This is a genomic window from Vibrio sp. (genome assembly GCF_038138445.1).
Classification (GTDB): Bacteria; Pseudomonadota; Gammaproteobacteria; order Enterobacterales; family Vibrionaceae; genus Vibrio.
Genome location: NZ_JAYQDQ010000014.1, coordinates 45,289 through 54,566, shown reverse-complemented (window position 1 = coordinate 54,566; position 9,278 = coordinate 45,289). Strand labels below are relative to the sequence as shown.

Sequence of the window (9,278 nt, the reverse complement as noted above, 5' to 3'; positions counted from 1 at the left end):
CACGCTCACGAAATCGTCCTAACCAGATTTCATCGAAAACATCCTCAGAACCCCGACCAGATAAGGAATGTTTGGATTGGATTCCCCAGTCTAACTGGCTGTAACCTTCGATAGCTTTAATCGGTGCAGATTCGACGTCACTGGTTTGATGGGTTACGATCAGAGCTGGTGCACTGTCCCCTTTACCAATTTTTGCAAAGAGGCAGGTTTCGGGAATGTCATGTTCTATACGTTCCGCGTATTCAATTAAATTCTCCTCAGCGAACGTATAAAGCCAAGCTTGCTGATTGGGACTATCGTTGACGCGCAATATCCGCCCTAGTACTTGCCTAAAGTAAAGTTCTGTTTTTACCGCGCTGATATGGCAACACACTTGTAAACGGGGAATATCGGTACCTTCGCTTATCATGCCGACACTGACGATCCATTGGGTTGTTCCTTTTTGATAGGCCTTGATTTCAGATTGAGGATCGTCATGATGGTAGGTGACTAATGCTGTCGACTGACCAAATTTTTCAATCAATATTTTTTGAACTTGTTTTGCATGTTTCACGGATGAGGCAACAACGAGACCTCCCGCACTTGATGACTCTTTCCGGATTTCATTCAGTTTTTGGCACCCCAACCTGAGAATATATTCCATCGCTTGAGTATTATGTATCACGTCCTGATATGATGTTTTTGATTGCTTAAGCAGCTCTAAAATAGAAGCAAATGATTTCTTCTCAAAGCCTTCTGAAATCGTTAAATGCTCATTATCAACCAGAACTATTTTCGGCTTACGGCACACACTATCTGCAATCGCTTGTGCTAGACCGTACTGGTAATCACAAAACAACTTACCTTCTGGATCACTATATTCGGCCAAAACAATCGGAAATTTATCGGAGCGCCAAGGAGTACCTGACAGAGCTAGCGTATAGGTGGCAACCCCCTGTATACGCGCCAGTATTTGTTGTCCCCAAATATTGGCTCTCTCTAGCTCATCACCGGAGCAATGATGTATCTCATCGAAGACGACAAGTAATCGATATTTTTCAATAGTTCGCCAAAAGTCGTCGCCTAAATACTGAATGGACTGATAAGTCAGTGACTGACCAATTGAACCAAGACTACCGTTAAATGGACATTTAGTGGTTATTGAAAACGTAGCCCGCAAGCCATCAGCGACAGAGATAGAGGGTGAAAAGCAAAGAATGAGGTCAATCATATTTTTTTCGAGTAATGTCTTAGCCAGTGTGGCAGACATGATGCTTTTACCGGCTCCAGGCGTTGCCTGACAGAAGAAATGGTTAGAACCGGATTCGTACTTTTTCAGAGCTTGAGCGACGCATTCAGCTTGCCATTTTCTTAGCATATTATGCTCTCTCATGTGACAACGAATTTAGCATATTTGTAATGGCATTAATGTTGCCCATAAACAAAGCAGCCTTTTCGTTAGCGGCACAATGCAGACGTTCAAGAAGCTGAAGTTGCTCGGGATATTGTTCTTTTAACCTTTTGTACTTATCTATTTCACTCAAAGTGACTTCCAACTCTCCTTTTAATCTGTTGCGCTCAACCGTTAGCTCAGAGTAATCGTTACTATCTTGGTTGGTAACGGAAGCTTTTGGGAGGCTCTTTCTTCCGCGTGATTTGGGTTTACGAGGCTCAAAAGAGAGCGAGTTGAATTCATCCGTTTTGAAGTAACGTTTTTCTCTGTGAGAACCTTCACAGCGTAACCACCCGCTTTCTATGCACTTTAATAATTGCCGATAAACAATCTTACGGAGTTCATTGATATCTTTGGGGCTTTCGGGGAACACACGTGCAACATCTCTGGCTTCTACAACTGAAAACCCATCCATGTTCTTTTCTATCAACAACTTATAAATATATTCATTTATTTTTTGAGAACGTTTCATTTACTACTCGAACAACACAAAAACTAAGTATTGCTTAGTATACATAAATAAGTAAAACTAAGAAAATCTTAGTAAGAAAGAGTCAAACAAGCATGAAACATCAGTGTCAACAGACAACCCAATTCCCAAGCGACTCAAAGAAGCCCGAAAAAAAGTGAAGGTCTCTCAGAAAACATTGGGGGTTCGTATCGGCCTTGATGAAGGCGTAGCAAGTCCACGGATGAACCAGTATGAGAGAGGGGTACATACTCCTGATGTTCGTACGCTTAAGCTGATGGCTAAAGAGTTAGGGGTTCCTTTGAGCTATTTCTTTTGTGAGGATGACTCAACTGCCGAGATAGCAACTGCTATTTCAAAATTATCCGAAGATCAGCGAAATCAGGTGCTTAATTTTATTTATAGTCTTAAAAATGAGGTTAAATAGATTCTAGAAATTTTCTAATCATTAAACTATCAAATATTATCTTATTGATTTTAATTGACTATTCTGAATAATATCACCAAACTAATTGTATTAAAAATTAGCCTATTTAATACGATAAGCATTAATTCCATATTAGTTACCTGCCACTAACATAATGAATTTTCAATATCATATTCAAATGCAGATAATATCATATCAATCTGTAATAACCCTTCCGTCATGGTAATGCTTTTATCCTTCAATTGTTGTTTAAGGCTTTGCACTTGACGTTGAACAATAGTTACTGAATCCTTTAACTTAACTGCATTATAAATTTCGCTATAGCCATTCAGCTCCGAAAAAACAAGATTTATATAAATATCAAGAGAATAGATCCGGGTATGTCCAGTCCATTCTTTCAGCTGCATTTTAAATTTTTCTGTATGTAATAAATGCTCTCTAAACTTATCAACTGATGTAATTTCCTTATGCTGTAAAATAATTTCTTTAAGCTTGTTAGTAATAAAGGCATGCCGGTATAAGTGAGCATGAAGTTCCCCTTCGATTCCTAAATCTCTCTTCCATTTATTCATATATCTCGTTAAAGTAGCACTTTTTAATATCTTTCCTGTTGTCAATGATATGAATAGATAACCATGATCATTTTCTTTACCTATTGTAGATTTAATCACCTTTTTTCTAACTTTATTAATATAACTTTTAATATCAGTTAATAATGCTGAAGTAACAGGAATACTACGAGTGGTATTATCATCTTTCCTTTTTAAATTAGTTAAAGTCAAATGTGGCTCAACACTAGATCCTATCGCATTTTTTACATCATCAACCGTAATCAAATGAAGTTCCTCAACACGAGCACCAAGCTGCTCCATACATTGGTATAACGCTATATCACGCATTCGCTTATTTCTATTTTCTTGGTCTTGAATATAGTTCCAAACTTTTAAGGCATCATCTTCACTAACAGATAATTTTTTCTTAACTGCATCCTTACTAGGAAAAGAAGCATGGCTAAATATCTCTTCTTCTCTTTTATAATTAGATCCTTCAATGACTTTTTTAGATTTTGTTATCTTTACAATAATAGAATTTTCTTTGCCTTGTCCGATAAAATTTTCGATTTCATGGAGTTCCTGGACAAATACTAAAAAGTCTAGGCATCTTCTAGCTATATTAATTACATGATTGTTTGTTCTAGCTCTCTCTCCAAACTCATCTTTTTCAGCTTGTAAGTATTGTATAAAAAGCCTAAACGAGGAATCGGTAAGATTACTAAACCTTATCTGGTTTTCATGACAAAATTTCACTATATGAATTATTTGATTAGCATAAGTCCTTAATGTCCCAGCTGTTCGATTATGAGTTAAAAGTCTATGCATATACATATTAGCTTCATAGCATGGCACCCCGCTAGCATAGGTAATAAAAGGAGTATCACTCGCTTCAACCATATATAACTTATGGTCCAATGGAGAATAAAAATCCCAACGTTCAAAATCACCTAAATAATTAACCGCCCCCATCATCGGTCTCCTTTAAGCAATTCAATACACTCAGTACAAATACCAAAGTTTTCAAAATCTCGTATTTTTAATATATAATTAAATTTTTCTTCGACTTTCCTATTAATCTCTTTATAGCTAGATCGCTTATCATCTATCGAATCGTCTGATTCGGCCATTCGCTTTAAATCTCCACGGAGTTCACTAATCATTATAGTTAGTAGGAAATTACTTTGCCGCATCTTCAAAAGACTAGTTTCTAACTCATCAACCATATTCCTTAACCCTACTTTAGTTGATTTATTCACTTTACTATCGACATCTATCATACTGTTTTCAGGCGAATCTAAAGCACTTTTCCTTAAATAATCTAGCTCAGAAAACCCTCGCTCAAGCAGAGATTCACTAGCATTTTTTAAGGTATTTAGAGAACAGGCTGTAATATCTCGGTCTTCGTCAGTGTATTTTGCTAAGTTTCCTTGTGATTTTAAAGCGGATTTAATTATTTCATTATTTATAAAACCTGAAGGGGATTCAATAATGTTCTTTAGTAATTTTTTTGTTTCGATAACTTTTTTCTGATTAGTTTCTAATGCCTTCATCTTTTTGCCTCTAATCTAATTCTTTTACTTGAAGTATTAATGTGAAGTCATTTATTTTATTTCCATCTTTTTCAATGGTAAAAAAATCAGGTTCAAGGGTTATTACTTCATCTTCTAATAACTCAAGGATTTGAGACTCCAATTTTTCTCTTTTCTTTAACTCATCGATATGAGGAATGGTTTGATAGTCATCTGTATTTTCATAATCTTCAATCGCGGCTGTAAATGTTGAAATAGATATATTTTCTTTTAAAACACCATAACGTTTTTCCAGTACTTCTGATAATCCCTGTATATCGTGAAGCTGCTGTTTCCCTAGTTCATCAACGATATAACTTGCCTTTATACCATTTAATACCCTACCGGTTTCACTTTCGGTAATATAATGATATAAATGCTGTATATCAGTATGCCCCAACATCCAGCGAAGTGTCTCCATACCTGCGTGATCAAACCCTTTTGACCAGAAAAAAACCATTGCAAAAAAACGGCGAAGTTGATGCTGACGAATATAATAACGACGTAATTCATCATCTTCACATTCCACTAGAGGTGTTTCAAAATAATCACACACCAAGTCAAGATAATTATTATATAGATTTTGATCTATCTTCTCTAATTGATAAGTTTTCTTATTCAGATTGGGGAATAACGAGAGTGTATTCTTACAAATTCCGGAGTTAGCTGCAGCTATATTGAATTGCTCCAATTTCCAGATAATTAAAGCAAAAGATCGAGGTATTGGACGTTTGATCGTAGTATTTTGACCATGTTTCCCACCGTTTCCCGATTTTTTTAATTTAGCTATAAGATGGTAATCAGTCTTTTTTCCTTCTTTACTGCCAGGATCGATATTGGGTGATAAATTACCATGACTTGTGAGACTAGATAGTTCATCTTGTCGCTTTGCCATAATAACACCAGTTAAAGTCTGAATAGAGCCAATTAGAACACCAAAAAGATCAAACATCCCTTCATTGTTACGCCTTTTTTTAAAGCGATTTACATCCCTAGCCGATACCGATATACACTGAACTCCCATATCCAATAGTGTGCTATCTATAAAATTTAAAGCTTCTTTTTTAACCCATGCCGCACGTTCTGTTCGGGGTTCCTCAGGATTATGCCCTTTACAGCCCTCATAGATATAATTGGGGTTAGAATTTTTACCTGTACTCTTCGTTGCTGCTTCTTTTAGTACAGACAGCACAGAACTCAAAATCACATCCAGATTCAATTTGGTGAAGTCGTAACAATCTCTAATTAGATCAAATACTAATCGAGGTGGTAATGTTTTATAACGTCCCACTTTTTTAAGTTTAACATGCTCACTAATTCGCTTTGTAGTGAGTCTTTTCATAGTACGAGGGGAGAATTGGCTAACCCCCTTTTTACCATGCACTACATTAAGTAATTTTAAGCTATGTAAGTATTGTTTAATCGCTTCTTTACCCATTCCTTCTGAAACATCACGGTTAGGAATAGGCCTAAATTCTGTTTGTTCTACTTTGTCGGATAGTTTTAGTTCTTCGATACATTCGGCAGAAAAATCAAAAGGAATAACTTTTCCTTTGTAAAACTGCCAGAAAAGAATATTACTGTTGCCTTGAGGTTTTTGTGAAAGCTTGCCACTTTTCAGTTGACTTGTATAATATCCGACTGTATTTAACCAATAACATGCCTTAACCCTTTCTGTTGTTGAAAACCCCAATAATTGCTCTTCATTCAGTAACAATCTAGTAATATATGGATGTTCATCTGCAAATTGAGCCGATTCAATTCCATCAATTAAAAGGATATGTTGTTTCAAATATTTTTTTACCTGATTGGTATAATCATAAATTCCATTTGTTGTATCGCCTTCTTCTGCCAATTTAACCATCACCGCCATCAGAAAATCATCTGATAACCCTGATAAATGACGAGTAGAAATATTAATATTTTCGCCATAAATCAAAAGTGCATTGATAAGTGATATCACTTTCAAAATGGACTGATAAACTGTATGACCTTTTCTTAATTTACCACTATTTTCCAATGGATTATCAGTAGCTGTCACCCAATATTTAAAACCATTTAACAACGGAATGTGTTTTGTATCAGTAAGTTTCAGGCCATCATTTAAAATAACTGAATCCCATTCTATCGTCTTGCAAAATGGTCTTTTATCCCCATTTTTAATTTCTATATACCAGACAGGATCAAAAAAATTATTTAACAACCAGTACGGTTGGCGTTCATTATAATTATAAATGCCTGTGACGTTATTTGTTGCAATTTTTAATGCCCGAAAATCACCATTAGCTACCGAAACTCTATGCAGATTAGTGAGTTCTTCTTTTGTCATCTCCGATAACTTTATAGAACCATTTAATACATTATCAATTAAAGTTAATGACATACTAAGTTTTCCTTAAAACAATTCATATCAAGGGGATTATCAATTGCTGCTTTATATAGAGGAATCAAGTCTTTATCTGCCCTTCGATAATTAGTTGCCTTACCATCAAGAGAAAAATGACTAAGAATAAATATTGCAGCTTGGTGCCACCTCTCTACAATTGGCTTAAATACATCATGTTGTGATGCAGAATCCATCATACTCTGTATTGCTATCAAAACTTGAAAAAGTGGGGTCGTTAACGTAAAAACTAATTCATCAATATTTTCTATAATAGATTGATTATCTTCGATGACAGAGCATGTTTTTGCTTGTTCAAGGTTCGCCGGTAACTCTTTTAGACCGTGGTTACACAGAAACTCTTCCAAACTATTCTCATCAAAATCTAAAGCATCAAAGAGAAATGGTGATTCTTTCAAAGCTTCGAATATAATTGCGTTTTGAAACTGACGAATCCAACGTTGATTAAAATAGTCCATAAGAGGTTTTGGTAAATAACTTTCTAACATATCGAAATTCACGTCCTTGTGCCCCAGAGCTTCTGCAACTGCCTTTAATGAATGAGTTTCAAGATAAATTTGTAAAGCCCTAGCTTTGCGAATGCTGCGAGGAGTTACAATAGCAGCTAACTCTTTTGCCTCAGACTTAGTTAAGACTCTATTTAACACCTTCGTATGAATTTTATATATAGATAAAAATGGCTTAATATTAATTTTGAACGGAATGTTTTTTGGATTATTACAATATGTATTAATAATTAGTGATTTATGATAGGCACCTTGATGTGCTAATGCATGCCCAAGGTTATTTGGTCGTTCAGGTTTATTTAATGATGCTTTTAGCATCATATATCTCCAATCACTTCTTCCTTGTTTTTTTAATGTGTCTCTTACATAACTAGTATGTTCAATTAATAAATTAATAATTGATTTAGAATAATCGTTTAAAATAATTTCTTGTTGGGCTATGGAAGCTCCTTTTCGGTTTTTAAAACTAACTGCTACCCATAGTTTTCCTACTTGTTTAAAACCAACTTTATTACTATTTTTATCATAGAGCTCCCACTCTTGGAGCCAAGCTGGCGTTATTTTAGGGTGTTCTAATACCAAAAGAGATACTAATACATTTAATGTAGATATTGTTGGTAAATTAAGCTCTTTTAATAACTGATCTCCTTCACCGGAAAAACCTAAAAATCCAGTTCTACCTGAAACGCCTCCAACACCAAAACCATAGTGATAAAATGTGGCAACTACGTTATCTAAGTTATTAATAACAATCGGATAACCTTGTAATCTTATACCATCACGAGGAAGAGGTTTAACTTGACCACTCTTAATATAATCCACATTTCTCATGTGGCGCTCTGATATCTGTTTAAATAATTTATGGCTAACAAGTCTAATATGCTTAAGATCTCTATTAAGCTGATCATGTATTAACTGTAATACTTCTTCATCTTTTATTTCAAGAGGCATATTAACCAACCAACGATCCTCTTCTTTTTTACTTAATTTTCCGCCGATAGATATACAATTTTCATTGTCGGATGGCTCTTTAAAGGAAGGAATAAGGAATGGTTTAATCGGCTCCTCAAATACATTTGTATCAATGAAACACTGCGTAAAATGACTAACAATTGCTGTCCATTGTAAATGGAATGTCTTAACATCATTACCGCTTATCATTGTCTGGAATAAGAGAGAATTAAAAATACCTTCCATAAATACTGTAGAGTTTTCAGATTTTAAAGAATGCTCTAAATTTTCCAAAGTCGTACAATGTTTTGTAAATTCATTAAATAGCATAATAAGGTTGTTAACAGCATTTCTTGCAGTATCTCTCTTTAATGTTCGAGTAAAGTTATTGATTACTGAATGTATATAAGATGTAAATACTTCTCCATAACAATCAAAAATAGATGCAAGATGAAGATTTCGCTGGTTTCCCAATTTATCTTGGTAATACCATCCTGAATAATATGAAAGCAATTCCTGATTTAAACTAAATGAACGAAATATTCGAATACAAACTAATTCATCTGGTGTTTCTCTACGATCTGATAATTTAAAATTATTTAGAGTAATGTTATATGATAATGAAAAGTGCGAAAAGATCTTGATAAAGCCTATGCTATAATTGTAGCTATCTCCTTTTGAAAAGCCTACATGCTCACTATACAGAAAGCCAATCAAAGCAGAGAGGTGCTCATTTAATTTGTTTTCGTTGTTTCGGATATCGAGCGCACTATATGCAGTATTTGATGGTTGAGTCACGACACTTACATATAGTGAATAAATATTCATATAGGTTTCATACATATCCTTTTTTACTATGCGCGGTATCTTTTGCATAATATCCAATAACTCATTACGATACCCAACACCTAGAACTAATTTAAGTTTTGGGTAAAAATTTAACTGTTTTGTATTCACATTAACTAAC

7 protein-coding genes are annotated in these 9,278 nt (G+C 34.7%); 1 reads left to right on the top strand and 6 read right to left on the bottom strand.

The annotated features are described in order from the left end of the window. Both AAFM34_RS06360 and AAFM34_RS06355 read right to left on the bottom strand, forming a co-directional pair. The coding region (locus tag AAFM34_RS06360; protein ID WP_341661054.1) for a DEAD/DEAH box helicase family protein at window positions 1-1,357 on the bottom strand (1,357 nt) is incomplete at its 3' end. Between the two features lies 1 nt (window position 1,358). After that, complete coding sequence (locus AAFM34_RS06355; RefSeq protein WP_341661052.1) at window positions 1,359-1,904, bottom strand: hypothetical protein; 546 nt, start codon at window positions 1,902-1,904, stop codon at window positions 1,359-1,361. A gap of 103 nt (window positions 1,905-2,007) precedes the next feature. Between AAFM34_RS06355 and AAFM34_RS06350 the strand changes: the two genes are divergently transcribed. Next, window positions 2,008-2,328: a helix-turn-helix transcriptional regulator gene (locus AAFM34_RS06350; protein WP_341661050.1), complete on the top strand. Its 321-nt coding sequence runs from the start codon at window positions 2,008-2,010 to the stop codon at window positions 2,326-2,328. Between the two features lie 146 nt (window positions 2,329-2,474). Here the strand turns inward: AAFM34_RS06350 and AAFM34_RS06345 are convergent, their stop codons facing one another. Genes AAFM34_RS06345 through AAFM34_RS06330 form a run of 4 tightly spaced genes read right to left on the bottom strand, consistent with a single transcriptional unit; the run spans window position 2,475 to window position 9,268 of the window. Beyond that, window positions 2,475-3,854: a site-specific integrase gene (locus tag AAFM34_RS06345; protein ID WP_341661048.1), complete on the bottom strand. Its 1,380-nt coding sequence runs from the start codon at window positions 3,852-3,854 to the stop codon at window positions 2,475-2,477. Next, window positions 3,851-4,432, bottom strand: coding sequence for a hypothetical protein (locus AAFM34_RS06340; RefSeq protein WP_341661046.1), 582 nt, complete (start codon window positions 4,430-4,432; stop codon window positions 3,851-3,853). The genes AAFM34_RS06345 and AAFM34_RS06340 overlap by 4 nt, the downstream gene beginning before the upstream one ends. A gap of 10 nt (window positions 4,433-4,442) precedes the next feature. Beyond that, window positions 4,443-6,833, bottom strand: a complete 2,391-nt coding sequence (locus tag AAFM34_RS06335) for an integrase (protein WP_341661044.1) — start codon at window positions 6,831-6,833, stop codon at window positions 4,443-4,445. Next, a complete protein-coding gene (locus AAFM34_RS06330) occupies window positions 6,824-9,268 on the bottom strand; it encodes a hypothetical protein (protein WP_341661042.1) in 2,445 nt (814 codons plus the stop codon). The genes AAFM34_RS06335 and AAFM34_RS06330 overlap by 10 nt, the downstream gene beginning before the upstream one ends. Between the last annotated feature and the right edge of the window lie 10 nt (window positions 9,269-9,278).